This is a genomic window from Limnohabitans sp. (assembly GCF_040400975.1).
GTDB lineage: Bacteria > Pseudomonadota > Gammaproteobacteria > Burkholderiales > Burkholderiaceae_C > Limnohabitans_A.
The window spans coordinates 45,840-71,960 of sequence record NZ_JBBAPF010000016.1; the positions used below are offsets into that span (position 1 = coordinate 45,840).

Below are 26,121 nucleotides of genomic sequence, written 5' to 3' on the forward strand. Positions count from 1 at the left end.
CACCCCCTGAACGTGTGGCCATGCGGGTCGGTTTTGATCATCCGGCACCCCAGCGGCTCCGGCAATGGTTAGCATGCTAATCAAATTACCGGGCAAACACCAGCGACCCGCGAGACAGCTTGACTAGGGTTAAACCCTGATCAAGTGGGCCGGTTTCAAGCCAAGCGCTTGTGCGACTGTGGTTTAAGCCCAACCAACAGCAGACTCACACCGGTGGAGGCCAACAAGGCCCCGGCAAACGGGGCAAGCGTGGGCACGCTGGTGGGGAAACTGGCCGCCAACAGGCCTGCGGACAAACTGCCCCCGCTGACCCAGCCGGGCAACACCGCGCCCAACAAACCCGCCACTGCGCCTGCGACCGCCGCAGTGGGTGTCATGCGTTGCCAAAGGCCCAACAAGACCGGCACCACCGCCGTGGCGCACAACAAATCGGCAATCAAGAACAGGCGCAGCACCGACAAGCCTTGCAGCGACACCCACACCACCGGCAGCATCAGCAGCACCGTAATCCAGCGGGCAGCGCCCAGCGACACTTGCGGCCGGGCCGTGACCACCAAGGAAGCAATGCCGCTTTGCAGCGTGTCCACCGACGAAGCCACCAAAGCCACCGCCAGCACCAACACGGGCACAGCCAGCCAAGCTGGCGCATCGGACAACAAGGCAAAGAAGGGAATGGGGGGCGACCCTGGGTTCTTACCCATGGCCATGCACAGCATGCCCAAAGCGCCCATGGCCAACATCACCGGCACCGTGAGCGCCCCGCCCAGCAAAGCGCCTTTGCGCAACTCGGTGTCGCTGCGTGCCGACCACACCCGCTGCCAATAACCTTGGTGAAAAATATTGGCGGCGGTCACCGCAATCAAGAGCGTCAGCGCCACATTCAGGGACACCTCGATCGGTGCCGCAGGCCAGGCTTGGGTGACGGCGTTTTGGGGCAAACTGATCAGTGTCACGCCAATCACGATGGCCAACAAGGCCAACAGCAACCAAGCCTGCCAACGGTCGGTGACCATGCTCGCCCGCAAGCCACCCCAGGTGGTGTACACCAAGGTGGTGACCGCCACAGCCACAATGACCACGCTGCCTGGCAACTCGGACAACAAGCCGGTGATGGCCCCAATGGCGGTCAACTCGGCCGTGATGAAACACAGCATGTACAAGACCGACAAAGCGCTGACCCACAAACGCAGGCCTTGGCCAAAACGTTCTTGGGCAAATTCGGCAATGGTGCGGCCTTGGGGCATCTGCTGGCGTATGGCAGGACCCAACCAAGCCAAGAGCAAAAATGGCAGCGCCGCCGACAAGGCGTAACCCACCAAAGCGACAGGCCCCACAAACGCACCGATCTCAGGCGGTACAAACAAAATCCACGCGCCCATGCCGGATGCCAAAAATGACAAACCCAAGGCGGTTGAATTTTGTGAGCCCCTGGCGGTGAGGTAGTAGTCAAGACTGGCCACGGGTGTGCGCTCGCGCAGGGCGACCCAGATGAAAAAAACAAGTGCCGCAAAAATAGCGGCCGCGGTGGCGTACAGCATGTCGCGCTTCCTCCGCCGGTATGAGCCGGATCAGGTTCCAGGGTCAGCGTCGAGTCAGACGCAATCTCAGCTCCTTTCGGAACTCCCCTGGCGACGGGTTGATAAAAATGATGCGATGTCCCTATGACAGGGACGGTGAATTCTAGGTCATGTCGGCTGGGCCAGAATCAAGCGCCGCTGGGGCGCACCATCTTGCAGGTGCTGGGCATGCGGGCCTGCTCGGCCTTGATCTGGCGCACGACCTTGAAGCCATAACCCGAACCTTCGACATCAAAGGGCACCCCGGGCGTGCCCTGCCGGGCCATGACCCCCACGACCAAGGGCTGCTGGAATTGGTGGTCTTCGGCGCGCATCGTGCCGGTTTGCCCGGCGATGGAGACGCGGGCTTTTTCGAGTTGCACGGCCATGGCCACAGGATCGGTACCCCCTGCCCGCTCAACCGCTTGGGCCAAGGCTTCGATCATGAGCTGCATGCGCAGATGCACGTAGTCCTCAGACGGCTTGGGAAAGCGCTGGCGAAACGACTGATAAAACTGCTCGCTGGCGGCACCCGGCACATTGGGCAGCCAATCGGCCACCGCGATCACCCGGTCGATACCGGACTCGCCAATGGCGGCCGGCGCACCCAAAGCATTACCATAAAAGGTGTAGAACTTGCCGTCGTATCCAGCTTCACGCGCGGCCTTGACCAAGAGCGTCAGGTCATTGCCCCAGTTGCCGGTGATGACCGCTTGGGCCCCACTGGCTTTGATCTTGGCCGCATACGGCAAGAAGTCTTTGACACGGCCCAAGGGGTGAAGTTCGTCGCCCACAATTTTCACGTCCGGCCGCTGCAGCCCCAGTTGCCTGCGTGCTTCTCGCAGCACCGCTTGGCCAAAGCTGTAGTCCTGCCCGATCAAGTAGGCCGACTTGACCGTGGCGTCGCCTTTGAGCACCTCCATCAAGGCCAACATGCGCATGTCGGCATGGGCGTCAAATCGAAAATGCCAAAAGCTGCACTTTTCGTTGGTCAAAATCGGGTCCACCGCCGAGTAGTTCAAGAACAAGACGCGCTTGGCAGGTTCGCGCTCATTGTGTTTGTTGATCGCGTCGATCAAGGCCGCCGCGTTGGCCGATGAGTTGCCCTGCAACACGACTTGGGCACCATCGTCAATCGCCGACTTGAGGGCCGACAAAGCCTCTTCACTTTGCCCTTTGCTGTCGTAGCGCTCGAGCACCATCGTGCGCATCCCCTGAGCCGTTTTGACGCCGCCGCGCGCATTCACCCGCTCGACCGCCCATGCCATGTTGCGCACCACGGCTTCACCGGTGTTGGCAAAGGGACCGCTCATGCCCTCGATCAGGGCCAGTTTGATGGGCGCGGGGGACTGGGCTTGGGCACAGACGTGAACGGAAACAAAACACAAGGCCGCCAAACAGGCCATCCAAGTGCGACGCGAAAAAAAGCTCAACGACTGCATAACAAAAAGGACCTTGAACCGGCCCACACAAAAAAAGAATGGGAGTGTAACCAGTGGCGTTGCGCAAACTAGGGTTAACCCGCATTCAGACGGGTCTTGATCAGTGCGCGTTCTGAGGCCTCAAGGGCCGACCAACTCGTGCAAAGGCCAGCGCGGCTTCACATCGAAGCTGTAACGCGCCTCGGCAGTCTGCGCTCCGGCTTGCAGGCGCATGGCGGCGGCCATGGCGATCATGGCGCCGTTGTCGGTGCACAAGTGCAGCTCGGGGTAGTGCACCCGCACCTTGGCTTTGGCGCAAGCGGCGTTGAGCTGTGCACGCAGTTCGCGGTTGGCGCCCACGCCGCCGGCCACCACCAAGCGCTTCATGCCGCTGGTTTTGAGCGCGCTCATCGATTTTTTGACCAGCACTTCGACAATCGCCGCCTGCGTGGAAGCTGCCAAATCGGCCCGCTCGGGCGCGCCTTCGGTGTGGGCTGCGGGACCGATTTTTTGGCTTTGGGTGAGCACCGCGGTTTTCAGGCCCGCAAAAGAAAAGTCCAAGTCGCCGCTGTGCAGCAAAGGCCTGGGGAGTTTGTAAGCTGCCGGGTTGCCCTGCTCGGCCAGGCGCGACAAGCCAGGGCCGCCGGGATAAGGCAAGCCCATGAGCTTGGCCGACTTGTCAAAAGCCTCCCCCGCGGCGTCATCGATCGTCTCGCCCAGCAATGCATAGCGGCCCACGCCGTCTACGCGCATGAGCTGCGTGTGACCACCCGAGACGAGCAAGGCGATGAAGGGGAATTCGGGTGGATCGGCGCTCAAAAACGGCGAGAGCAAATGCCCCTCCAAATGGTGCACGCCCAACACAGGTTTGCTCAAAGACGCGGCCAGCGCACAGGCCACACCCGAGCCCACCAAGAGCGCCCCGGCAAGGCCCGGCCCGCGGGTGTAGGCCACCACATCGATGTCGGCCAAGCTGGTGCCTGCCTCGGCCAAGACCTGACGGGTGAGCGGCAGCACCCGGCGAATGTGGTCGCGGCTGGCCAGCTCGGGCACCACGCCGCCATAGGCCTGGTGCATCTCGATCTGGCTGTACAGCGCGTGAGACAAGAGGCGCGGCAAAGCATCGCCTGTGGTCTTGACCAAGGCCACACCGGTTTCGTCGCAGGAAGATTCGATACCCAAAATTTGCATGCAGGGTAGTTTAAGCGGGGCACCCCAGATGGCTTGCCGCTTGGCCATAATCCATGGCTCAGCGCATCCTCCTCCCTTCTTTGAACACGCCACTCCTCTCCTCTCATACCCCCATGACCACACTCCGACTGATATCCTCCATGGCCACCAAACCACTGCTGGCCGACTTGGTGGCGCTGTACCAAAAGCACAATCCGGATGTTCACGTTCTGCTTGAATCGGTGGGTGGGGTCGATGCCGCCAAACGCGTTCAGGCGGGTGAGGCTTTTGACGGCGTGGTGCTGGCCATCGACGCCATCGACCGTCTACTAGCCAGCGGCCACGTGCTGACTGGCAGCCGGGTTGATCTGGTGCTGTCGGGTGTGGCCGTCGCCGTGCCAGCAGGCCAAGCGCTGCCTGACATTTCGACCGAAGCGGCGCTCAAGGCGGCCATTTTGGCTGCGCCATCTTTGGGGTATTCGACGGGCCCCAGTGGCGTTCAATTGGCCAAGCAATTTGAGGCTTGGGGCATTACCGAACAGATCAAAGACCGCATCGTTCAAGCCAAACCGGGCGTGCCCGTGGGCGCCCTGTTGGCACAAGGCGAAGTGGCACTGGGCTTTCAACAACTCAGCGAGATGCGGGGCGTGGCGGGCATCACCGTGCTGGGGCCCCTACCCGAGGCGGTACAAATCACCACCACGTTTTCGGGTTCCGTGGCGACCAGCAGCACCCAGACCGAAGCCATGCGGGCTTTGTTGGCGTTTTGGGCATCGCCAGCGTGCCAGACCTTGAAGGAGGAACACGGCATGCAAGCCGCCTGAAGCTCGACACCGCTGGGCACGCACCGGACGTGCGTCATTTGCTTTATGCCGATAAAGTATTTGGATTCTGCATTGTTAGATCAGAAAATTGGATCGATTGATTTTCTGATCTGATTTTTGAACGCCCATGAGCCCTCACTTTGCCTACCGCTGCACTTTGGTCGGAGCCGGTCCCGGCGACCCGGAACTGCTGACCCTCAAAGCCGTCAAAGCGATTGCCAGCGCCAGCTTGTTGCTGGTGGACGACTTGGTCAACGACGCCGTGCTGGCCCATGCCTCACCCACCGCACGCATTGTCCATGTGGGCAAACGCGGCGGTTGCCAAAGCACGCCGCAGGCCTTCATCGACAAACTGATGATCACGGCCGTGCAAGCGGGTGAACAGGTGGTGCGCCTCAAAGGTGGCGACCCTTTCATTTTTGGCCGAGGCGGCGAAGAGGTGGAGCACCTGCGTGCCGCCGGCATCGATGTGGAAGTGGTCAACGGCATCACCTCGGGCCTGGCGGGCCTGAGCAGCCTGGGCGCACCGCTGACGCACCGTGAGCACGCACACGGCGTGGTGTTCGTCACCGGCCATGCCAAACCTGGCGACAGCGGTACCGACTGGGTGCAACTGGCCCACACCGCCCACCAGGCCAAACTCACGCTGGTCATTTACATGGGCGTGAGCAGCCTGGAGCATATCGGCCAAGGCTTGCTCAGCGGCTTGCCTGCCCAAACGCCCGTGGCCGTGGTGCAAAACGCCAGCTTGCCCAGTCAGCGCGAAGTCTTGACCACGCTGGGTGAACTGGTGCACACCGTACAACGCGAACAACTGGAAAGCCCCAGCATCATCGTGGTGGGGGATGTGGTGCAGGGTGCAAGGGCCTGGCAACGGGCTGATCCCAAGCCGTCGGTGCAGCGGGCCGCCTGATACTGCCAACCTCTTGGGGTGTAGGCGCTTGCCCCCTTACACTCCATCGCCATGAGTACATGGGATGTGGTGATTGTGGGGGCCGGGGCTGCCGGCCTTTTTTGCGCGGGCGTGGCGGGCCAGCGCGGCCTGAAGGTGCTGTTGATCGACCACAGCGACAAAATCGCCGAGAAAATCCGCATCTCGGGCGGGGGGCGCTGCAACTTCACCAACCGTTTGCTCGACGCGTCGTCCCCGCAAAAGCACTTCATCAGCCAGAACCCGCATTTTTGCCGCTCGGCCCTGTCGCGCTACACGCCGCAAGACTTCATCGACCTGGTGCAAAAACACGGCATCGCTTTCCATGAAAAACACAAAGGCCAGCTGTTTTGCGATCACTCTGCGGAAGACATCATCCGCATGTTGCTGGCCGAGTGTGCCGCTGGTGGCGTAGACATCCGCTCAGGCTGCAGCGTGAAATCGGTACAAGCGGTATCTGGTGAACCTGCACCCTCGGGCGAAAGCACCCGTTACACGCTGGTCACCAGCGATGGCCCCCTGCAGACCACGTCATTGGTGGTGGCCACGGGTGGCTTGTCCATCCCCAAAATCGGCGCCACCGACTGGGGCTACCGCATCGCCAGCCAGTTTGGCCTGCGCCTGGTGGCGCAACGCCCCGGCTTGGTGCCCTTGACTTTTGACGGCGAGGCCTGGGCAGCTTATGCCCAGTTGGCCGGTCTCGCGCTGCCCGTGGGCATCGAGACGGGTGAAAAAAAAGCCCGCATGCACTTTGACGAAGACCTACTGTTCACACACCGGGGCCTGTCCGGGCCGGGCGTCTTGCAAATCTCAAGCTACTGGCAAGAAGGTACGCCGATTCGCCTGAACCTCGCGCCAGACATGAACCTGCCCGAGCGCCTGCAAGAGGCCAAATTGCGCTCCAAAAAACTGCTGGGCAACGAGCTGGCCACCCTGGTGCCCAGCCGATTGGCCGAAGCCTGGGTGAGCCAAGAACCGGCCTTGCAACGCACCGTTGCCGATGTACCCGACAAGGCTTTGAACAAACTGGCCGAAGCCCTGTCAAACTGGCAGCTCACCCCCACCGGCAGCGAAGGCTACAAAAAGGCCGAGGTCACGCTGGGCGGGGTGGACACGCGCGATGTGTCCTCCCAAACCATGGAGTCCAAACAACCCGGCCTGTACTTCATTGGCGAGGTGATGGATGTGACCGGTTGGCTAGGCGGTTACAACTTTCAGTGGGCCTGGGCCAGCGGCCATGCCTGCGCCGAGGCCTTGGCTGCCCGACAAGCACCCCATTCACAGGCCAGTGCCACCTGAATTTTTTGATTTCCTGGCTATAATCTCAGGCTTTGCTGGCAAACCCCCGTCTGCCAAATACTAGTTCGTGACGGGGATCCGCCGTAACTGGCTTTCAAGGGCCCGATCTCCCTTGCTTGCTCAGCCGGCACATTTTTGGAAACTTTGATTCAATGACCACCATCCGCGTGAAAGAAAACGAGCCGTTTGACGTTGCCCTGCGTCGCTTCAAGCGCACCATCGAAAAACTCGGCCTGCTGACCGATCTGCGTGCCCGCGAGTTCTACGAAAAGCCCACCACTGAGCGCAAGCGCAAGAAGTCGGCTGCCGTCAAGCGCCACTACAAGCGTGTGCGCAGCATGCAGTTGCCCAAGAAGATGTATTGATCTTCCATTTTGTATGACCTGCCAAGGTCTGCAAACAAGCCCGCTGGAGGACGCTCAGGCGGGCTTTGTTGTTTCTGATTTCCTTGTTTAAATTCCCCATTCTTGGAGCCGCTCATGAGCCTGAAAGAACAAATCACCGAAGACATGAAAACCGCCATGCGGGCCAAAGATGCGGAACGTCTGGGCACCATCCGCTTGCTGCTGTCGGCCATGAAACAAAAAGAAGTGGACGAGCGCATCGAGCTCGACGACGTGGCCGTGGTCGCCATCGTGGACAAGCTGATCAAGCAACGCAAAGACTCGATCGCCGCCTTTGAACAAGCCGCCCGTCAAGATTTGGCCGACAAGGAAAAAGCCGAGATGGCTGTTTTGCTGGCTTACCTGCCTGCACGCATGTCGGCCGAAGAAGTCACTGCGGCCGTGCAGGCCATCGTGGCCGAGTTGGGTGCCAAGGGGCCGGGAGACATGGGCAAAGTGATGGGTGCGGTCAAAGCCCAGTTGGCTGGCAAGGCCGACATGGGTCAGGTGTCGGCAGCGGTCAAGGCAGCGCTGGCGGGCTGATGCGCTTTAGGGCCTGGTGGACGGGCTGTGAAGGCGCTCAGGCCTGCAAGATCAGCGCAGCCCCGGCCACGGCCAGAACCGCCCCGCCCCAAGCCCCCCAAGCTGGACGGCGGCGGTACACCACCCACAGCAGCGGCAACAGCAGGATCGGGGTGAGGGACGAAAAAATCCCCACCAAATTGGCCTGCCCGGTATGCAGCGCCTGCAAGATCAAGGTCATGCCCAGTGCCATGGCCACCGCGGCACTGGCCCAGGTGTTGAACAAGGTCTTGGTGTCCAACGGGTTTTGCACTTTGGCCACCTGAGCCCCGGCCCAAAGCAGCGCCAAGTGCGCCAAGAAACTGGCCGAAGTCCGCACCGCAGAGGCCGATACCGCATCTACCCCTGAGGCCATCAAGGGCTTGATCATCAAGGTGGCCACCGACTGGCACACGGCCGCCACCAGCCCCAGCACAACACCCGTCCACAAAGAACCTTGGGTGTTTTCCCAGGCATGGGTTTCACTCTCGCGGCGGCCCCACACAATGGCCACCATCACGCCCGAGACCAGCAAGCTGCCACCCACCAAGGTCCAGCCCCACAGGGTCTCACCCAAAAACAGCCAGGCCAGCAAAGTGGAAAACAAGGCATGTGTGGCAAACAGCACGCCACTGCGGCGTGGCCCCAAACGGTTCATGCAGGCAAACAGCGCGGTGTCGCCAATGAAAATGCCAATCAAGCCCGACAAGGCCAGCAAGGCCACGCTTGATGCATCCAAGCTGCGCCATTGCCCGGTGAACATTGCCAGCGCCCACAGCAGGGTCAGCGCAAAAAACAAGCGCCAGCGTGTGAACGCAAAGGCACCCATGCGGCTCGAAGCTGCGGCAGAAAACAAACTGCCCACCGCCCATGACAAGGCGGCCAGCGCCGCCAAAAGTTCTGCCTGCACAGCGCAGCAGGCCTTAACTGCCCGCCAGCTTCATGCGGTTGACCAAGATGGAGCCGGTGGATTTGGCCCCCATTTTGTAGGTGTCAGCGCCCACCGCCTCGATACCCATGAACATGTCTTTGAGGTTGCCCGCGATGGTGATCTCGTGCACCGGGTAAGCGATCTGCCCGTTTTCCACCCAAAAGCCACTGGCCCCGCGTGAATAGTCACCCGTGACGTAGTTCACGCCCTGGCCCATCAACTCGATCACAAACAGGCCCGTGCCCAGTTTTTGCAGCATGGCGTTGAGATCGTCACCCGCTTGTGTCAGGCGCGAAGTCATGGACAAGTTGTGCGAACCGCCCGAGTTACCGGTGGTCTTCATGCCCAGTTTGCGGGCCGAATAACTGGAGAGGAAGTAGCCCTCCACCCGGCCGCCCTTGACCACCTGGCGACGCGCGGAGCGCACGCCCTCGTCGTCAAAGGGCGAGCTGCCTTTGCCACGCAAGATGAAAGGATCCTCTTCGATGTCGATGTGTTTGGGGAACACCTTTTTGCCCAGCGAGTCGAGCAAGAAGCTGCTCTTGCGGTACAGCGCCCCGCCACTCACAGCTTGCACAAAACCGCCCAGCAAGCCTGCGGCCACGGGCGACTCGAACAACACCGGGCATTCGGTGGTGGCGATTTTTCGCGCCCCCAAGCGCGACAAAGCGCGCTCTGCGGCGTAACGGCCTACCGCTTCGACCGAGGCCAACTCATCGGCCGAGCGCATGGAGGTGTACCACGCGTCGCGCTGCATCTCTGCGTTGCGGCCCGGCAGCTTCGCAATGGGTGCCACCGACACACTGTGGCGCGAGCTGGCATAACCACCGCGAAAGCCGTGCGTGTGGGCGCTGAAAAAGTGGCTTTGCTGGGCCGACACGGCTGCGCCGTCACTGTTGGTGATGCGGCGGCTGGTCTTGAGCGCAGCGGCTTCGCACTGCAAGGCCAGCTGGGCCGCCTCTTCGCTGTTGATGGCCCAAGGATGGAACAAATCCAGATCGCGGTGGTGGGTTTCGATGTCGGCCTCATCAGGCAGGCCGGCAGTCGGATCTTCGGCGGTGAAGCGGGCAATGTCATAAGCGGCTTGCACCGTGCGCTCAATCGCCGCCTTGGAAAAGTCGGATGTGCTGGCATTGCCACGGCGGTGGTCCACATACACCGTCACGCCCAGCGACTTGTCGCGGTTGCGCTCCACGTTTTCCAGTTCGCCCTTGCGCACGCTGACCGACAGGCCGCAGCCTTCAGAGGCTTCGGCACCCGCATTGGTGGCACCCAGCTTTTTGGCATGGTGCAAGGCCATGTCGACCAGCGCTTCAAAATGGTCGCGCGAGTAACTGAAGCCGTCGTGGGCATGACCATGGGATGCGGTGGGAGGAACGTTTTTTTTCACGGAACTTTTCACGGAAGTGTTCTCAAAAAAAATGGCGGGCGCCGGGCCCGCAGTGGCCGCTATGATACTTGCCACCCAGCCGCTTGCGCTGCACACAAGAACGAGTTTCCCCAGTCATGTCCCGTAAACCCAAAAAAGGCTATTTCGTCCGCGGTCAGTTTGTTGCCGAGGGCAGCGAACTCGACCTGGAGTACAAGCGTGAGCTCAAGGGTGGCCTGGATGGACCCAGCCGCACCGAACTCAAGCGCGAAAGCACCGAACTGCAAGAACTGGGTACCGCCTTGCTCACCCTGCGCAAAGACCTGATGGAAGGCCTCGCCTTGCCTGACAAGCTGGTCGATGGCTTGGCCGAAGCCAAACGCATCACCAACTTCGAAGGCAAGCGCCGTCAGATGCAGTTCATCGGCAAGCAAATGCGTCTGCTCAGCCCCGATACCCTGCAAGCCGTGCGCGAAGCCCTCGACATTCAGCGCCTGGGCAGTGCCAAAGACACCCAAGCCCTGCACCTGGCCGAAGCCTGGCGCGACCGCTTGATTGCCGACGACGCGGCCGTGGGCGAATGGCTGGCGCACCACCCCCAAACCGACATCCAGCAACTGCGTGCCTTGGTGCGCCAAGCCCGCAAGGACGCGGTGCCCGTGAGCAACGCGGCCGTCTCGCAAGGTCTGGCCCCGCGCCAGGGCCGTGCCTACCGCGAGCTGTTCAAACTGGTGCGCAGTGTGCTGACCGGCGGCAAAAGCGACGAGTCCTTCGACGAGGCCGTTGACCAGGAGACTGATGATGAGTGAAGCCACAGCCCACTTGGGAGCTTTTGACCCCGTCAAGATCGGCATCGTGTCCATCAGCGACCGCGCCAGCACCGGCGTGTACGAAGACAAGGGCCTGCCCGCGCTGCAAGACTGGTTGACCCGGGCGCTGCACAACCCGATCAGCTTCGAGCCGCGCCTGATCCCCGACGAAAAAGAACGCATCAGCGCCACGCTGATCGAACTGGTGGACGCCGGTTGCAGCTTGGTCCTGACCACCGGCGGCACAGGCCCAGCCCTGCGCGACGTGACCCCCGAGGCCACGCTGGCCGTGGCCGACAAGGAAATGCCTGGCTTTGGCGAGCAAATGCGCCAAATCAGCCTCAAGTTTGTACCGACCGCGATTTTGTCGCGCCAAGTGGCGGTGATCCGGGGCCAGAGCCTGATCATCAACCTGCCCGGCCAGCCCAAATCCATTGCCGAGACCTTGGAAGGCCTGAAAGATGCTGAGGGCAAAGCCGTGGTGCACGGCATTTTTGCGGCCGTGCCCTATTGCGTGGACTTGATTGGCGGTCCTTACATGGAAACCCGCAGTGAAGTCTGCCAAGCCTTTCGCCCCAAAACCGCCATTCGGACTGCGCGCTGAACGCTGACTTTCATGTCGGGGCTGAAGCCGCCGACCTAAAAACTGCCCGTTATCTAGGGCTGTCCACCTGTCTTTAGGTATAATCCCAATTTTTCGGCAAGAGCGACAGCAGCACCTCCGGCTAGACCAACGCCATCAGCGCGACGCCCCCATGTGGGCCGGTCACCGTTCCGCAAGGACTGCACACCAAATGTTCGCCCACCATCTTGCCATTGCAAATTAAACACCCTTGTGGGTTTTGATTTGCGTCTAAAACCACGCCCGCGCCGGGATGTATTTGGCGCAGACTGTGTCCGTTTCCTTGTCTGTTTTGATGTTCTGAGGTGTTCGTTCATGCCTGCTCAAAAGTCGAAGAAGCCTGCCCAGGCCGCTGCCAAATCCAAAACCGTTGTCAAAGCTCCCGCTGCCAAAAAAGCACCTGCGCCTGCCGCTGTGCCCAAAGTAGCCAGCAAAGTGATTGCCAAAGCACCGGCCAAAAAGCCCGCCCCCGTGGTGAGCAAGGCCAAAGCACCGGTCAAAGCTGCTGCCAAACCCGCCGCCAAATCGGCGGCGAAACCAGCTGCGAAACCAGCCGCCAAAGCAATGCCCAGCAAGCCCAAAACAACGGCCATCCCAGCGACTCCTGTCAAGCCTGTGAAGAAAGCCGCCTCCGTGCCCGCCAAGAAATCTGAAGTCATCGACAAAGCCCCTGCAGCCAAAGTCAAAGCGGCAGCACCCGCAGCAGAAGTGAAAAAACCGACCAAAGCGGCCAAAGCCTCTGCGCCTGCAGAAGCGAAAAAGCCAGCAGTCCCTAAGGCACCACCACCGGCCAAAACCACCACGGGTGCCAAACGCGGCCCCAAAAAGAAAGGCAGCATCGCCGAGCCCAGTCTTGAAGAAGAGTTGGAACTGGCCGCCCTCGAAGACGACTTGCAAGGCGAACCCGTCGCTGACAACGTGTCGGAGACAGGCGAAAAGGTCAAGCCCCTGCGCATGAAGATCAGCAAGGCCAAAGAGCGTGCCTTGATGAAAGAATTTGGCCTGGACGAAACCGTCCTGACCGAAGCCGAGATGAAGCAGCGGCGCGATCGTCTGAAAGCCCTGATCAAGCTGGGCAAGACCCGCGGCTACCTCACCAACGGCGAAATCAGCGACCACTTGCCCGACAAATTGGTCGATGCCGAAACCCTGGAAGTGGTGATCGCCACCCTGAACGACCTGGGTGTGGCGGTGTACGAGCAAACGCCTGACGCTGAGAGCCTGATCATCACCGACAACGCGCCCACAGGTTCGACCGAGGAAGAAGCTGAAGAAGCCGCTGAAGCCGCCTTGTCCACCGTGGACAGTGAATTCGGCCGCACCACCGACCCCGTGCGCATGTACATGCGCGAGATGGGCACCGTGGAACTGCTGACACGCGAAGGCGAGATCGAAATCGCCAAACGCATCGAAGGCGGCTTGATGGACATGATGGCTGCGATCAGCGCATCGCCAGCCACCATCGCAGAAATCCTGCGCCTGGCCAACGAAATCCGCGAAGGCAAGGTCGTCATCTCCACCGTGGTGGATGGCTTTGCCAACCTGAACGAAGCCGATGACTATGTGGCCGAAGAAGACTTCGATGAATTCGACGAAGCCGATGACGACGATGGCAAAGGCGGCTCCAAAGCCCTGACCAAAAAGCTCGAAGAACTCAAAGTCCAAGCTCTCGAACGCTTTGACCGCATCACCGAATACTTCGAAAAAGTGCACAAGGTGTACGACAAAGAAGGCTGGGGCACCCCCGCCTACATCAAGGTGCAATCGGCCCTGTCTGAAGAGCTGATGACCATCCGCTTCACAGCCAAAACCATTGAAAAGCTGTGCGACATGGTGCGCGGCCAGGTCGACGATGTGCGCAAAAAAGAGCGCGAACTGCGCCGCATCATCGTGGACAAATGTGGCTACCCGCAAGAACTGTTCATCGCCGACTTCAGTGGCCGTGACAAGAACGGCAAGCGCATTGCGTCCAACCTGCTGAACCTCAAGTGGATTGAAAAACAAGCCGCTGCGGGCAAGAGCTGGAGCGCGGTCATGGGCCGCAACATCCCGCCGGTGCAAGACCTGCAACAAAAGCTGACCGACTTGCAATCGCAAGTCGTGGTGCCCCTCGATGAACTGAAAGACATCAACAAGCGCATGAACGCCGGTGAGCGCTCATCGCGTGATGCCAAGAAAGAGATGATCGAGGCCAACCTGCGTCTGGTCATCTCGATCGCCAAGAAATACACCAACCGCGGTTTGCAGTTCCTCGATTTGATCCAGGAAGGCAACATCGGCCTGATGAAGGCGGTGGACAAATTCGAATACCGCCGGGGCTACAAGTTCTCGACCTATGCCACTTGGTGGATCCGCCAGGCCATCACCCGCTCGATTGCGGACCAGGCCCGCACGATCCGCATCCCGGTGCACATGATCGAAACCATCAACAAGATGAACCGCATCTCGCGTCAGCACCTGCAGGAATTTGGCTTCGAGCCCGATGCCTCCATCCTGGCCGAGAAGATGGAAATCCCGGAAGACAAGATCCGCAAGATCATGAAGATCGCCAAAGAGCCGATCTCCATGGAAACGCCGATCGGTGACGACGACGACAGCCACCTGGGCGACTTCATCGAAGACAACACCCACACCGCGCCCATGGACGCTGCGCTGCAAGCGGGCCTGCGCGACGTGGTCAAGGACATCCTGGACAGCCTGACACCCCGCGAAGCCAAAGTGCTGCGCATGCGTTTTGGCATCGAGATGTCCACCGACCACACCCTGGAAGAAGTGGGCAAGCAGTTTGACGTGACCCGCGAACGCATCCGCCAGATCGAAGCCAAGGCGCTGCGCAAGCTCAAGCACCCCAGCCGCTCAGACAAGCTGCGCAGCTTCATCGACACGATGTAAAACCGCACAGGTCTTTACAAAGCAAAGCCTCCCGACTGCGAAGTCGAGAGGCTTTTTTTATTGCGCCCCTCACTATTTTTAATACTTGCGCAACAAAAGAATTTTTTTAATTTTAATTTAATTTTTATATTTCACATTTTTACCAACAAAAGCCCCATAATGTTCGATAACGAACACTCAAATTCGTTGCGGAAAATTACAGTAAACATCAGATTCTCCAAAAGGGCTAAAAATGTTAAGTCCATCGAATAACCTGATGCTTAAGCAGTTGAATGCCGAAAAATACGAAAAACTGGCTTCATCCTTTCAATTGACTTGCCTTGAAACGGGGGAGTTGATCTTTCGGCCTCACGAGGCGATTCAATTCGTCTGCGTCCCGGTGAGCGCCATCATGGCCATGCAAATCGACATCTCGGACGGCTCCTCGGCCGACATTGTCCTGATCGGCAAAGAAGGCATGGTCGGCAGTGGTGTCATGGGGGGCAACCAGAACTTCAGCAGGGCCCGGGTGAAGTTCTCGGGCTTTGCCTACAAATTGCCCTTGAGCGTTTTCCAGGCCGAACTGGCGCAGGACAGCGCATTTTTGAGAATCTGGATGGCCGCAACACGGCAAATGATTTTGCAGATCGCCATGCCCACCGTCTGCAGCGGCAAACACAGCAACGAACAACAAATCGTTCGCTGGATCATGAACACCTTGGACAAGACCCAAGGGCACACCCTTCAAGTCACCCACCAGGAAATTGCCGACATTCTGGGCATTCGACGCGAATCGGTCACCTTGACTGCCGGCAAATTGAGCCATGAGGGCTTGATCAGCGTCACGCGCGGTCAATTGGAAGTGCTGGACCGCCCCGCGCTCGCCGCCAGAGCTTGCGAGTGCTACCGCGTGATGCATCCGGCCAAAAAGCATTGAACAAGAACCCCCCCTTCCGAGCTTGAACATGCTGACCTCTTTGAAAAACTCCAAACGCGCCATCGGCTTGGGCATTGCCTTGATCGCAGCGGTGGTGCTCTTACCGGCCTTGGCCAACTTTCAAAGCATCAACGCCATCGTCAACACCCATTACATGGTCATCAAGTCCCCCATAGAGGGCGCCCTGGACGGCTTCAGCAAAATGCCTGGCCAGCCCATCGCGCAAGGGGAGGAACTGGTCAGGATCAGCAACCTGCGCTTCAAAGAGAGTGCCGTCAATGAAATGGAGGTGGAGCAAAAAACCCTGAATGAAAGAAGCTTGGGCCTGCAGCAACACCTGAAGAACCTTCAACAACTGCAAAAAGAATTGCAAACCCGGGTCTCTGTTCACCGCAGCCACGAATTTCTCCGGCTGGAAGAGCAGCTCGCGCAAGCCAAATCCGAAAAGAAAGCCCAGGAAAGCCTGATCCGCGAACAACAGATGCTGGCCCAACGCAACGCACTGTTGGTCAAGGAAAACTTCATCTCTCCGGCCCAGAACGAAGCTGCGCAATACGCACTCGAAGTCACCCAAAGCCGTCTCGACATCTTCCAAGCCCGCATCCGGCTACTGGAGACCGAAAAGCAAGCGGTCCAACGCTTTGTCTACCTGGGCGAAGGACGCAACGACGTGCCCTACACACAGCAGCGCTTGGATGACGTGCGCCTGCAAATCACCGACGTGGCCGCCCGCCTGCGCGAAAACGAACAACGCAGCGCGGATGTGCAATGGCAGATCCGCAAGGAGCGCGACAGCATGGCCGTGTCACGAGAGGTGCGCATGCTCGCACCCAGCCAAGGCGTGTTGTGGCGCAAATTCGGCAGCAACGGCACCGAAGTGGTGATCGGCACGGACCTCGCCCATGTGATCTCTTGCGACAACTTGTTCTTGGATGTGGCTGTTCCAGAGGCATCGCTCGAATCGTTTCAAGTTGGTAAAGCGGTGCGTTACCGACTGATTGGCAGCACCGCCTGGTTGACGGGCCACATCGGTGCTGTGACGGGCAGTGGCAACAACTTGCAAGACGTGACCTTGGTCGCACAACTGCAACGTGAAAAAAAGGACGCCCGAATTTTCGTGAAGATCGCGTCTGCTGACTTGGACAAAGCCCAAGAAAACTTGTGCTACGCCGGTCGCAAAGTCGATGTCAAAGTGCCGCGCGAATGGCGTCCCTCGGTCTGGCTCAGCCGAGTCAGCTCATTGTTCATCTGATCGCCTGCATGGCCTACGTCCCCTTGTTGTTGGTCGCGGTTTTCTTTTTGCTGGTGTGGGACAGCCAGCGAACCGACCTCAGAGTCAGGCAAATGGTGTGCCTGCTCCCCGTGCTGCTGTGTTTGCAGTATTTGGCCTGGCGCTTGTTCAGCACCGTGTGGCCTGATTCAGGCGACAGTGGTTGGGCTCAGTCATGGATCTGGGGTGTCTGGGGCGTTGAAATTTTGGCCTTCATCGAGGTGGCGGTCTTCTTGTTGATCATGAGCAGGACCAACACCCGAAGCGCACAAGCCGACCATCACCGCATGCCCAGCCCCTTGCCTGAGGTGGACATTTTCATTCCGACCTACAACGAGCCACTGGACGTCTTGGAAAAAACCATTGTGGCGGCAGCAGCAGTGGACTACCCGCACAAAACCGTCTGGGTGCTGGACGATGGCAAGCGCGATTGGCTGCGCCAGTTTTGCGAAGAAACCGGCGTGCGCTACCTGACACGCACCGACAACGCGCACGCCAAGGCGGGCAACATGAACCATGCCTTGGCCCATGCCCAAGGCCAGTTCATCGCCGTCTTTGACGCGGACTTTGTCCCTTCTAAAAACTTCATTCATCGCACCTTGGGGTTTTTCGAAGACCCGGCCATTGGCATCGTTCAGACGCCCCAACACTTCTACAACCAAGACCCGATCCAAACCAACCTGGGCCTGATGCAGGCTTATCCGGACGAGCAACGCTTGTTTTTTGACCAAATGGCCGCTTCCCGTGATGCCTGGCAGGCGGCGTTTTGCTGCGGCTCGTGCAGCATCATGCGCCGCCAAGCGGTCGATGCCATTGGGGGCATTCCCACCCAGAGCATCACCGAAGACTTGCTCACCACCTTGGTCATGCTGCGCAAGGGCTACCAAACCATCTACCTCAACGAACGCCTGAGCATGGGGCTGGCGGCCGAATCGATCGAAGGCTTTTTTGTGCAGCGCGAACGCTGGTGCCGTGGGGCCATTCAGTCTTTGTTTCTTCCAGCGGGCCCCTTGGGTCCCGGTCTCAGCCTCATTCAGCGCATCTTGTTTTTCCCCACCAGTTGGCTCACGCAATACGCCGTCCGGCTGATGCTGATCGCCATTCCTCTGGCCTATCTGCTGCTCGGCTGGTTGCCTTTTCACTTCACAGACACCTCAGAGGTGGTGTTTTTCCAACTGCCGGTTTTTCTGTCGTTTTTTCTGGCCATGCGCTGGCTGGTCGGTGCTCATTTCTCACCGCTGGTCTCTGGTCCCGTCGGCTTGTTTGCCAGTTTCAGACTGGGCCCGACCGTTCTGGCATCGCTGATCAAACCCTTTGGCCAACCGTTCAAAGTCACCCCCAAAGGCTCGGACGCCGTCCAAGGCCGTCAGGTGGACCTGTTCAGCCTGGGCATGATTTTGACGTGCATGGCCCTGACCTTGGTGGGCTTGCTGATGAACGTGGTGCCCGAGCTGGCGGTGGTGCCGCACGACGAGTTTTTCCCCATTGCCATGTTCTGGTCCATGCTGAACGTGGTGACTTTGGGCTTGGCCGCTTTGCTTTGTTTTGAAGGCCCTCGCTTGCGAAAGGAAGAGCGCTTCTTGATGGCGGAATCGGCCACCGTCCACGATGGCGAAACCAGCATCCCGGTTGAGCTCATCGATGCCAGCGTCGGCGGTTGCAAATTGGCGCTGCCTGAGACGGCCCATGGCCTTTTCAGAAAAGACAACACCAGCCTGACGCTGCAAGGCGTGGGACGCGTGACGATCCAACCCGTGCGGCAACACCACGGCCACCTGGCGGCCACTTTTGAATACAGCAGCCAGGCGCAACGCCACGCCATGATTTGCAAACTTTTTTCGGGCCGTTACAGCACGGTGGCCCGCACAAGCAGTTCGACCCGCCAATTGATCTCGTCTTTATGGGAGAAAACGTTCCATGGCTAAAACCCTTTTGATGTCTTTGAGGACAGCCCACAGGGGGCTGCATCGCACAGTCCAGGTCCTTGCGGCCTTCTTCTGCGCCTGCACCGCACAAACCTGGGCTCAAACCCCAGCCTCGCCCCCAAAACCGCCTGTGTGGATCGGGTTTGACGACGCCTACAGCCTCAAAACCAACACCTCCGCCATGGCCACCGAATGGGGCATCCAAGCCGCGTTGGAAGAAATCAACGCCAAGGGCGGCGTGCTCAATGGACGCCCCTTGAAACTGATGACCACCGACAACAAAGGCATCTCAGCCATGGGCAAAGACAATTTTGTCCGATTGGCGACTTCCCAAGACTTGGTGGCTGTCTTGACGGGCAAATTCAGCCCCATCAGCGTGGAGATGCTGCCCGAGGCACACCGACTGAAGGTCCCCCTGATCAGCGTCTGGGGTTCCGCAGACCCCATCACAGACCACGACCACAAACCGTCCTACTCGTTTAGGGTCTCACTCAAGGACGAGTGGGGCGTGGAAGCGATGATGAATCGACTCGCCTCGAAATACAGGGTTCGACAAGCTTGTGCCATCTTGCCCAACACGGCTTGGGGTCGTTCCGCAGAAAAAGTGATTCAGGAAAAGTCCGGCTCAAAAACCGCTCAATTTCCAGTGGTGCGTTGGTACAACTGGGGAGACCCATCGCTCAAGGAACAGTACCGTGCCTGCCTGGAATCACGCACCCAAGGCCTGCTGTTTGTCGGCAATGAAAAGGAAGGCGCCATGTTGGTCAAAGAAATCGCCGCACAAGACCCGGCCATGCGCATCCCCGTGGTCGCACATTGGGGTGCTGTGGGGGGCACCTTGCACGAGTTGGTCACTGAAGAGCTGCCCAAGGTGCGCATCGATTTCATCCAGACCTTCACCTTCATCAACAACCAGCGGCCTCGTGCCCTCTACCTGGCCGATTGGATCTTGAAAAACAATGGCCTGAAAAGCACCCTGGATATACCCAGCCCCGTTGGCGCCGCACATGCTTATGACACGGTCCACCTTCTGGCCAAGGCCATTGACACCGCGAAAACCACATCGCCCCACAAAATAAGAGATGCCTTGGAGAAATTGCCCGCATTCCAGGGCGCAGTCAGGCACTACACCAAGCCCTTCACCCCTCATCGGCATGACGCCTTGGACAAATCGCAAGTTCTGTTTGTCAAATTGACGCCTTTGGGGCATTTGATTCCGCAGGACTGACATGGGGCGATCGACCACGCTCAAAGCCCAAATCCGTCATGACGTATTCAGGCTGTTTGGTGCTTACGTCCTGGGCGTGACATCGCTGTGCATGCTCTTGGCCATTTATGGCATTGTTTTCTATCAGCGCGAAGAGTTCAGGCACTACAAAGCGCTGATCACGACACGTCTCAGCTCCGAAATCAGCAATTCCTTTCGCCAAGCCAATGATTTGGCCGAATCGACCGAGGTCTGGACCGGACTGACGGACTCGGAGGGACGGGGAACGTATCTCCTGCCACTTCTGGAAAAAGTCAATCAAAACAAATTTCACCAGTTTGAACTGCTGGATTACCTGGGCCGATTTTTCATCCAGAGCGGTAGTTCAGCGAGTTGGCTTCTGGATGTCCCAGACAACATCCCCAAGACCATCGAGGACAGCCAGACCCACCTGGATCTGATCACCATCAAACAATCAAAGTATCTGACAGCCAGCGTGCCTGTCACGCCCAATTTCACAGACAGCACCATCGGCATCATTTGGCTTCAACTTGATCTGAACCAGGTCATGGCCATGCTGAATTTTCCGAATGACCTGAAAGTCAATTACAGCCTGACCCCATTTGTCGACTCGGTGTCGGATCTTTCCAAACACAGTGAAGCCTTCAAATTTGAATGGGACTATGCTGGAAAAAACCACACCCTTCATATTCAACTCCAACAAAGCTATTTGTCGGCCTTTCTGTTTGTGATGACGGGTTTGGCGGTTTCATTGCTCTGTGGCGGCTTGCTGTTACTGGGTCTGAGACGCTGGACCCGACTTTTTTCAGAGCGCACCACGCACCGGCTGGGTGATCTGGTGCGACTGGCCGCCGACACGGTGCAAGGGGTGGGTGATGGGTCGCGCATTGACCGCACCGACGATGAAATTGCCAAGGTCTCCAATGCTTTGCAAAACATGCTGCGAAAGCAACGACTGGCGACACAAAAACAAGCGATTTTCTCGAGGGTGTTCGAGACCGCAGCCGAAGCCATTTTGATCACGAACAAGCAAGGTCTGGTGGTCGATGTGAACGCCGCATTGACCGACATGACGGGCTACACCAAAGAGGAGTTGATCAACCAAGCTGCCGGTCGGCTCTACATCCAGGACAACAAGGGCGTCGACTTGCCGATCATTGCCGAAAGCGTCCGCAAGCACGGTGCATGGCGAGGCGAAACCTATTTTTTGAGCAAGCAAAAAACCCAGTTGCCCGTGCTGCTGTCGGTGTCCACATTGCTGGATACCGATGGCACGAGCCAAGGCCATGTGGCTGTTTTTTCGGACATCCGGGCGATTCGAGAAGCAGAAAAAAAGCTCCAAGACCTTCTGCACGAAGACCTGTTGACGGGGCTGCCCAACTACAGGAAATTCTTGGAATACACCCAGAAAAAAGTGAACGGCGATCGCTTTGCGATCTTGTTCATCGACCTGGACAACTTCAAAAACATCAACGACACCTTTGGTCACGATCAGGGCGATGAAGTCATTCGGCAGATCGCGCAACATCTCAAGGCCATACTGCCCGCTGGCAATTTCCTGTGCCGACGTTCAGGGGACGAATTCATTGCCGTGCTGGATGTCGATGAACCGATCGCTGATTTCCAGGACAGGTTGAAATTGATGTTCAAACCTGCTGTTTTCACCGTCCATCACTTCGATACCGTGCAGGTCACCGCCACCTTCAGCGCTGGGGCCGCTTTGTTTCCCGATCACTCGGAATCGATCAACCAGCTGCTGATTTATGCCGATACCGCTTTGCTGAGCGCCAAGGAAGCCGGTCGCAATCAGATCCAGTGGCTCAATGTCCAGATGATGGCGGCCACCACCCGAAAAAACAAAATCGACAGAAAATTGGCTGCAGCCATTCGGGAAGGCCGAATCCAAGCGCATTACCAACCCGAAGTGGATCTGCTGACCGGAAAAGTCATCGGCGTTGAGGCCTTGGCACGGTGGCATGACGAAGAATTGGGCTGGGTCAGCCCCGCAGAATTCATTCCTTTGGCCGAGCAATCTGGCGCCATAGACCCTCTGACAGAGCACATGTTTGCCCTAGTCGTCAAAGACAGCCACGCGATACGCGCCCACTTTCCCAAAGCAAGGATCGCCTTGAATTCATCACCCCAGTTGATGTGTGGGAAGCGTCTTTTGACGATCCTTTCCCACTTGGCATCCGAGCATGAAAACGGTTTGGATGGTTTTGTTCTGGAAATGACCGAATCAGAATGCACCTTGAGCCCCCAAGAGCTGGTCGGTCAACTCCAGGCCATCATGGGCTTGGGTGTGCGCATTGCCATCGATGATTTTGGCAAGTCCTATTCTTCTTTGTCGCGCCTTGCAGGCATGCCCATTCAAAAATTGAAAATTGACATGTCCTTCATCGCCGGTATGGAGCGGCTAGAAAACATCAAAATCATTTCAGGAATTCTGGCCTTGGCGCAATCGCTGGGGCTCGAGGTGACGGCTGAAGGCGTTGAAACCCGTTTTCAACAAGACAGCTTGATCAAGCTCGGTTGCAAACAGGCACAGGGCTACTTTTTTTCCAAGCCCTTGAAGCTTGGAGATCTGCTCGCCCTGCCCACCCACCTGGTGCCAGAGACGGCCTCATGACAGCGCCTTGGGATGCGCTTAAATCGTCAGGTATTTGTCCAAGAAAGCAATGCTTTTCAATCTGGCCGCTTGCGAGGCCATCGGATCGTGCTGTCGGCTGCCGGCATGATCAAAGCCATACGCGGCGTCGTAGCGTTCGATTTGAACCATCGGCCCCTTTTGATCCGGGCTGACCTCGCCGTGGGCCGCAAAGTGTGCGCGCTGAGCGGCCACAAACTCATCCATGGCTTCTTGCGTCATCCACGCGCCATTTGAAGGCAGATGAACCAGCACCGGACAAAGCGGGCGCAACCGGCGCACCTCTGGGTGGGTCATACCCCCTCCATAAAAAGAAGCGGCTGCAAAAACTTGGGGCATGGTGCACGCGGCTTGCCAAGCGAGCAAGCCGCCCCAGCAAAATCCCATGATGCCCACCCTGCCCTGAGCCACCTGCCCTTGGGCCCAATCCACCACGGTCTGGACGTCCAGCATGACGCGGCTGGAGTCCACCGGCTGCAAAGGTTTCACCAATTGCTCGCCCGAGAAACCCATCTCGTGAAGGTAACCATGGTCCTGTCCTGCTCGGCCGCGGCCAAAGAGCGATGGTGCCACCACCAGATACCCTCGGGCGGCATGCTCATTGACCAATCCCCGGATGCGCTGGCTCAGCCCGGGCATGGGGTTGGATGGGGCCATGGAATGAACGCGGTGGGGCGATCTGGCATCCATCTCATGCAACAGGACCAAAGCGCCTCGTGGGGGGCTGGAGGGATGCGCCACAAACGCACGGAAACGGTGCTGATCTGGCGATGTGAACTCGGCGTATTGACCTGTGTGTTTTGTCATCGATCAACGCGATTGCGCTTTGTTGCCGTAAGGGCAGTGGTTGGGGCGCGGCCCCACTTGCGGGTGCAGGCGGCAAGTGTTGGGGCGCTTGTCGTAGACGGTGCACCTGCGCGTCTTGGCATCCAGCAAATGGCAGTCACCGCTGGCACGGCGCGCCAAGCTGAAGATGCTGTTTTTGAAGTTGAAGTGCTCAATCAAGCCCGCTTTGCTCAGGCGCTTGGCGATCTGCTTGGGGTCTTCGTGCTCGGCCTCAAACGGGTCCACCAACTCCAGCCGCACCAGATCGGCCATCTTGACCTCGACCGGCATGGTGCAGCAATTGGCCGCACAGCTGTCGCACAAACCGTTTTTGTAACGGGTCCAAGTTTCGCAACGGTCAACGTCGACAACGGCAATGGGAGATCTCATGGGCCATCAGACCGCAGAAAACTGCAAAGGCACCACGCGGTTCATGTCCACGTTTTGGCGGGCGATCCACAGATCGTGGGCATCTTGCAGGCTCAACCAGCTTTCGGGCGTGCGACCCAAAGCCTTGGACAAACGCAGCGCCATCTCAGGCGTGACGCGGCTGCTGCCTTTGAGAATGCGGCTCAAGGTAGACGGTGCCACATCGAGTTTTTCGGCCAATTCCCGGCCGGAAATGCCGTGCGGATCCAGGTAAATTTCCTGAATGAACTCACCTGGATGAGGGGGGTTGTGCATGGCCATCAGTGGTAGTCCTCGTAATCCAATATGTGGGCGTTGCCCTCTTCAAATTCAAAGGTCAAGCGCCAATTGCCGTTCACGGTAATTGACCACCGCCCGCGCATCTCGCCTTTGAGTGAATGCAAACGAAAGCCGGGAATGTCCATGTCGTCGATGACTTGCGCAGTGTCCAGCACCGCCCATCATGGACGTCAGGCATGCGCAGGCGCTTGACATGGCTGGCTTGCAAACCGGCCGCCTTGCCTGACTCAAACAGACTGCGCAAGCCTTTGTGACGAAACGACTTGATCATGGTTGGACTGTATCATGTTGCGCAGCACGCAACATGTTGGATATCAGACTCGCCCAAGTCGCCTCTGTGGGAGAACAGCTTACAGGCCACTGGCATTTGGCCGTGATTGCACCGCTTCAACCCTTCTTGGCCACCAAGGTCAAGATGTCGTAGCTGGCCACCACCTCACCCAACTGGTTGGTCACTTCCACGTCCCAAGCCACCACGCCCTGCCCCACGCCATTGGCGTCTTTCTTTTGCCGGTCGATCTTGCGCTTGGCGGTCAGGCGCGCCTGGATGGTGTCGCCAATGCCCACTGGCTTGACGAAGCGCAGGGTGTCCAAGCCGTAGTTGGCCAGCACCGGGCCGGGCGCGGGCGAGACAAACAAGCCCGCAGCGGCCGACAACACGAAGTAGCCGTGCGCGATGCGCTTGCCAAAGGGCGAATCCTTGGCGGCGATCTCGTCGAAGTGCATGTAGAAATAGTCGCCCGACAGACCGCCAAAGGCCACGATGTCGGCCTCGCCCACGGTACGGCGGTGGGTCAGCAGGCTCTCGCCAATCTGCAGCTCTTCAAAGTAACGGCGGAAGGGATGCACCTCGGTCTCGATCAGCTTGGCACCGCGCATGTACTCGCCCGTGACGGCAGCGATCATGGTGGGCGAGCCTTGCAGCGCGGTGCGTTGCATCAGGTGCTTGACAGCGCGGATGCCGCCGAGTTCTTCACCCCCGCCTGCCCGGCCGGGGCCGCCGTGCTTGAGCGGCGGCAGCGGCGAGCCGTGGCCGGTGGATTCGACCGCGGCTTCGCGGTCCAGGATGTGCAATCGGCCATGCAAGGCGGCTGCCACCGGGATCATGCGGGCCGCGATTTGCGGGTCTTTGGTGACCAGCGTGCCCACCAAGCTGCCTTGGCCGCGAGCGGCCAGTTGCAGGGCTTCGTCAATGCCGTCGTAAGGCATGAGCGTGCTGACGGGACCGAAGGCTTCCACATCGTGCACGCTGTCGGTGTGCAAAGGCTTTTGGCACAGCAGCAGCGTGGGCTGGAAGAAGGCACCGCCTTCGATGCCCTGCCCCACTGGGCTGAAATCGGCACCGCCGCCAAACACCAGCTCGGCGCTTTGGCGCAGCAGGGCCACGCGCTCGGCCACGTCGGCTTGCTGCGCATGCGAGGCCAAGGCCCCCATCTTCACGCCCTCGACCGACGGATCGCCCACCACCACTTTGGCCAAGCGGGCCTTGAGCTTTTCGGCCAAAGCATCGAGGTGCTGGCGCGGCACGATGGCGCGGCGGATCGCTGTGCACTTCTGGCCGGCCTTGACGGTCATCTCGCGGGCAACTTCTTTCACGAACAAATCAAACTCTTCGTCGTCGGGCGAGACATCGGGCGCGAGGATGGCGCAGTTGAGCGAGTCGGCTTCGGCGTTGAAGGGGATGCTGTGTTTGACCACATTGGGGTGCACACGCAGCATGGCGGCGGTGTCGGCCGATCCGGTGAAGGTGACCACGTCTTGGCCATTCAGGCGGTCGAGCAAGTCACCGGTGGAGCCGATCACCAGCTGGAGCGAACCGGCAGGCAAGATGCCC

24 protein-coding genes and 1 riboswitch are annotated in these 26,121 nt (G+C 59.0%); of the genes, 13 read left to right on the forward strand and 11 right to left on the reverse strand.

Annotation, left to right across the window (positions count from 1 at the left end; translation table 11 throughout):
• Positions 1–155: 155 nt before the first annotated feature.
• From ABWQ00_RS10590 to tsaD, 3 genes are all read right to left on the reverse strand, one after another.
• Positions 156–1,538: a sodium:solute symporter family transporter gene (locus ABWQ00_RS10590; protein ID WP_353238643.1), complete on the reverse strand. Its 1,383-nt coding sequence runs from the start codon at positions 1,536–1,538 to the stop codon at positions 156–158.
• Positions 1,528–1,637: riboswitch (TPP riboswitch) on the reverse strand. Its footprint overlaps the gene before it by 11 nt.
• Before the next feature lie 68 nt (positions 1,638–1,705).
• Positions 1,706–2,998: a branched-chain amino acid ABC transporter substrate-binding protein gene (locus tag ABWQ00_RS10595; RefSeq protein WP_502908121.1), complete on the reverse strand. Its 1,293-nt coding sequence runs from the start codon at positions 2,996–2,998 to the stop codon at positions 1,706–1,708.
• A gap of 120 nt (positions 2,999–3,118) precedes the next feature.
• The gene (gene tsaD, locus ABWQ00_RS10600) at positions 3,119–4,168 is read right to left on the reverse strand and encodes a tRNA (adenosine(37)-N6)-threonylcarbamoyltransferase complex transferase subunit TsaD (RefSeq protein ID WP_353238644.1); all 1,050 of its coding nucleotides are present in this window, start codon (positions 4,166–4,168) and stop codon (positions 3,119–3,121) included.
• Positions 4,169–4,281: 113 nt separating this feature from the next.
• Here tsaD and ABWQ00_RS10605 point away from each other — a divergent pair, with 113 nt between their 5' ends.
• The 5 genes from ABWQ00_RS10605 (at position 4,282) to ABWQ00_RS10625 (ending at position 8,127) form a co-directional block, all read left to right on the forward strand.
• A complete protein-coding gene (locus tag ABWQ00_RS10605) occupies positions 4,282–4,971 on the forward strand; it encodes a substrate-binding domain-containing protein (protein ID WP_353238645.1) in 690 nt (229 codons plus the stop codon).
• A gap of 127 nt (positions 4,972–5,098) precedes the next feature.
• Entirely contained in the window at positions 5,099–5,884 is a 786-nt protein-coding gene (cobA, locus tag ABWQ00_RS10610) for a uroporphyrinogen-III C-methyltransferase (protein WP_353238646.1), read from the forward strand.
• A gap of 51 nt (positions 5,885–5,935) precedes the next feature.
• Positions 5,936–7,201 carry a BaiN/RdsA family NAD(P)/FAD-dependent oxidoreductase gene (locus ABWQ00_RS10615; protein WP_353238647.1) on the forward strand — a complete coding sequence of 422 codons (1,266 nt, stop codon included), beginning with the start codon at positions 5,936–5,938 and terminating at the stop codon, positions 7,199–7,201.
• Positions 7,202–7,353: 152 nt separating this feature from the next.
• The gene (gene rpsU / locus ABWQ00_RS10620; RefSeq protein ID WP_019428257.1) at positions 7,354–7,566 is read left to right on the forward strand and encodes a 30S ribosomal protein S21; all 213 of its coding nucleotides are present in this window, start codon (positions 7,354–7,356) and stop codon (positions 7,564–7,566) included.
• Between the two features lie 114 nt (positions 7,567–7,680).
• Entirely contained in the window at positions 7,681–8,127 is a 447-nt protein-coding gene (locus ABWQ00_RS10625) for a GatB/YqeY domain-containing protein (RefSeq protein WP_353238648.1), read from the forward strand.
• Between the two features lie 37 nt (positions 8,128–8,164).
• Here the strand turns inward: ABWQ00_RS10625 and ABWQ00_RS10630 are convergent, their stop codons facing one another.
• Together ABWQ00_RS10630 and pmbA are read right to left on the reverse strand one after the other, a co-directional pair.
• On the reverse strand, positions 8,165–9,055 hold the full coding sequence (locus tag ABWQ00_RS10630; RefSeq protein ID WP_353238649.1) for a DMT family transporter: 891 nt from the start codon (positions 9,053–9,055) through the stop codon (positions 8,165–8,167).
• Between the two features lie 13 nt (positions 9,056–9,068).
• Positions 9,069–10,478 carry a metalloprotease PmbA gene (pmbA, locus tag ABWQ00_RS10635; RefSeq protein WP_353238650.1) on the reverse strand — a complete coding sequence of 470 codons (1,410 nt, stop codon included), beginning with the start codon at positions 10,476–10,478 and terminating at the stop codon, positions 9,069–9,071.
• A gap of 104 nt (positions 10,479–10,582) precedes the next feature.
• On the opposite strand from pmbA, the gene yjgA reads away from it, so the two are divergent.
• Together yjgA and mog are read left to right on the forward strand one after the other, a co-directional pair.
• Entirely contained in the window at positions 10,583–11,254 is a 672-nt protein-coding gene (yjgA, locus tag ABWQ00_RS10640; RefSeq protein ID WP_353238651.1) for a ribosome biogenesis factor YjgA, read from the forward strand.
• Entirely contained in the window at positions 11,247–11,858 is a 612-nt protein-coding gene (gene mog, locus ABWQ00_RS10645) for a molybdopterin adenylyltransferase (protein WP_353238652.1), read from the forward strand. Before yjgA ends, mog begins: the two co-directional genes overlap by 8 nt.
• A gap of 341 nt (positions 11,859–12,199) precedes the next feature.
• On the opposite strand, the gene ABWQ00_RS10650 is transcribed toward mog, so the two are convergent.
• Positions 12,200–12,469: a hypothetical protein gene (locus tag ABWQ00_RS10650; RefSeq protein ID WP_353238653.1), complete on the reverse strand. Its 270-nt coding sequence runs from the start codon at positions 12,467–12,469 to the stop codon at positions 12,200–12,202.
• On the opposite strand from ABWQ00_RS10650, the gene rpoD reads away from it, so the two are divergent.
• The 6 genes from rpoD (at position 12,441) to ABWQ00_RS10680 (ending at position 22,736) form a co-directional block, all read left to right on the forward strand.
• Positions 12,441–14,768, forward strand: coding sequence for an RNA polymerase sigma factor RpoD (gene rpoD / locus ABWQ00_RS10655; protein ID WP_353238654.1), 2,328 nt, complete (start codon positions 12,441–12,443; stop codon positions 14,766–14,768). The two genes, ABWQ00_RS10650 and rpoD, sit on opposite strands and share 29 nt — an antisense overlap.
• Positions 14,769–15,024: 256 nt before the next feature.
• Complete coding sequence (locus ABWQ00_RS10660; protein ID WP_353238655.1) at positions 15,025–15,684, forward strand: Crp/Fnr family transcriptional regulator; 660 nt, start codon at positions 15,025–15,027, stop codon at positions 15,682–15,684.
• Between the two features lie 28 nt (positions 15,685–15,712).
• Positions 15,713–16,936 carry an HlyD family secretion protein gene (locus tag ABWQ00_RS10665; RefSeq protein ID WP_353238656.1) on the forward strand — a complete coding sequence of 408 codons (1,224 nt, stop codon included), beginning with the start codon at positions 15,713–15,715 and terminating at the stop codon, positions 16,934–16,936.
• An 8-nt stretch (positions 16,937–16,944) separates the two neighbouring features.
• Positions 16,945–18,879, forward strand: coding sequence for a glycosyltransferase (locus ABWQ00_RS10670; protein ID WP_353238657.1), 1,935 nt, complete (start codon positions 16,945–16,947; stop codon positions 18,877–18,879).
• A complete protein-coding gene (locus ABWQ00_RS10675; protein ID WP_353238658.1) occupies positions 18,872–20,107 on the forward strand; it encodes an ABC transporter substrate-binding protein in 1,236 nt (411 codons plus the stop codon). Before ABWQ00_RS10670 ends, ABWQ00_RS10675 begins: the two co-directional genes overlap by 8 nt.
• Before the next feature lies 1 nt (position 20,108).
• On the forward strand, positions 20,109–22,736 hold the full coding sequence (locus ABWQ00_RS10680) for a putative bifunctional diguanylate cyclase/phosphodiesterase (protein ID WP_353238659.1): 2,628 nt from the start codon (positions 20,109–20,111) through the stop codon (positions 22,734–22,736).
• 18 nt (positions 22,737–22,754) lie between these two features.
• On the opposite strand, the gene ABWQ00_RS10685 is transcribed toward ABWQ00_RS10680, so the two are convergent.
• The 5 genes from ABWQ00_RS10685 to paaZ form a co-directional block, all read right to left on the reverse strand.
• Positions 22,755–23,411, reverse strand: a complete 657-nt coding sequence (locus ABWQ00_RS10685; RefSeq protein ID WP_353238660.1) for a dienelactone hydrolase family protein — start codon at positions 23,409–23,411, stop codon at positions 22,755–22,757.
• 153 nt (positions 23,412–23,564) lie between these two features.
• The gene (locus tag ABWQ00_RS10690) at positions 23,565–23,969 is read right to left on the reverse strand and encodes a YkgJ family cysteine cluster protein (protein WP_353238661.1); all 405 of its coding nucleotides are present in this window, start codon (positions 23,967–23,969) and stop codon (positions 23,565–23,567) included.
• Between the two features lie 6 nt (positions 23,970–23,975).
• Positions 23,976–24,269 (reverse strand): HigA family addiction module antitoxin, encoded by a 294-nt coding sequence (locus tag ABWQ00_RS10695; protein ID WP_108362694.1) that lies wholly within the window; start codon positions 24,267–24,269, stop codon positions 23,976–23,978.
• Positions 24,269–24,442, reverse strand: a complete 174-nt coding sequence (locus ABWQ00_RS10700; RefSeq protein ID WP_353238662.1) for a type II toxin-antitoxin system RelE/ParE family toxin — start codon at positions 24,440–24,442, stop codon at positions 24,269–24,271. Before ABWQ00_RS10700 ends, ABWQ00_RS10695 begins: the two co-directional genes overlap by 1 nt.
• A 232-nt stretch (positions 24,443–24,674) precedes the next feature.
• Positions 24,675–26,121 (reverse strand): phenylacetic acid degradation bifunctional protein PaaZ (gene paaZ / locus ABWQ00_RS10705; protein ID WP_353238663.1); only part of this gene is annotated, 1,447 nt, incomplete at its 5' end.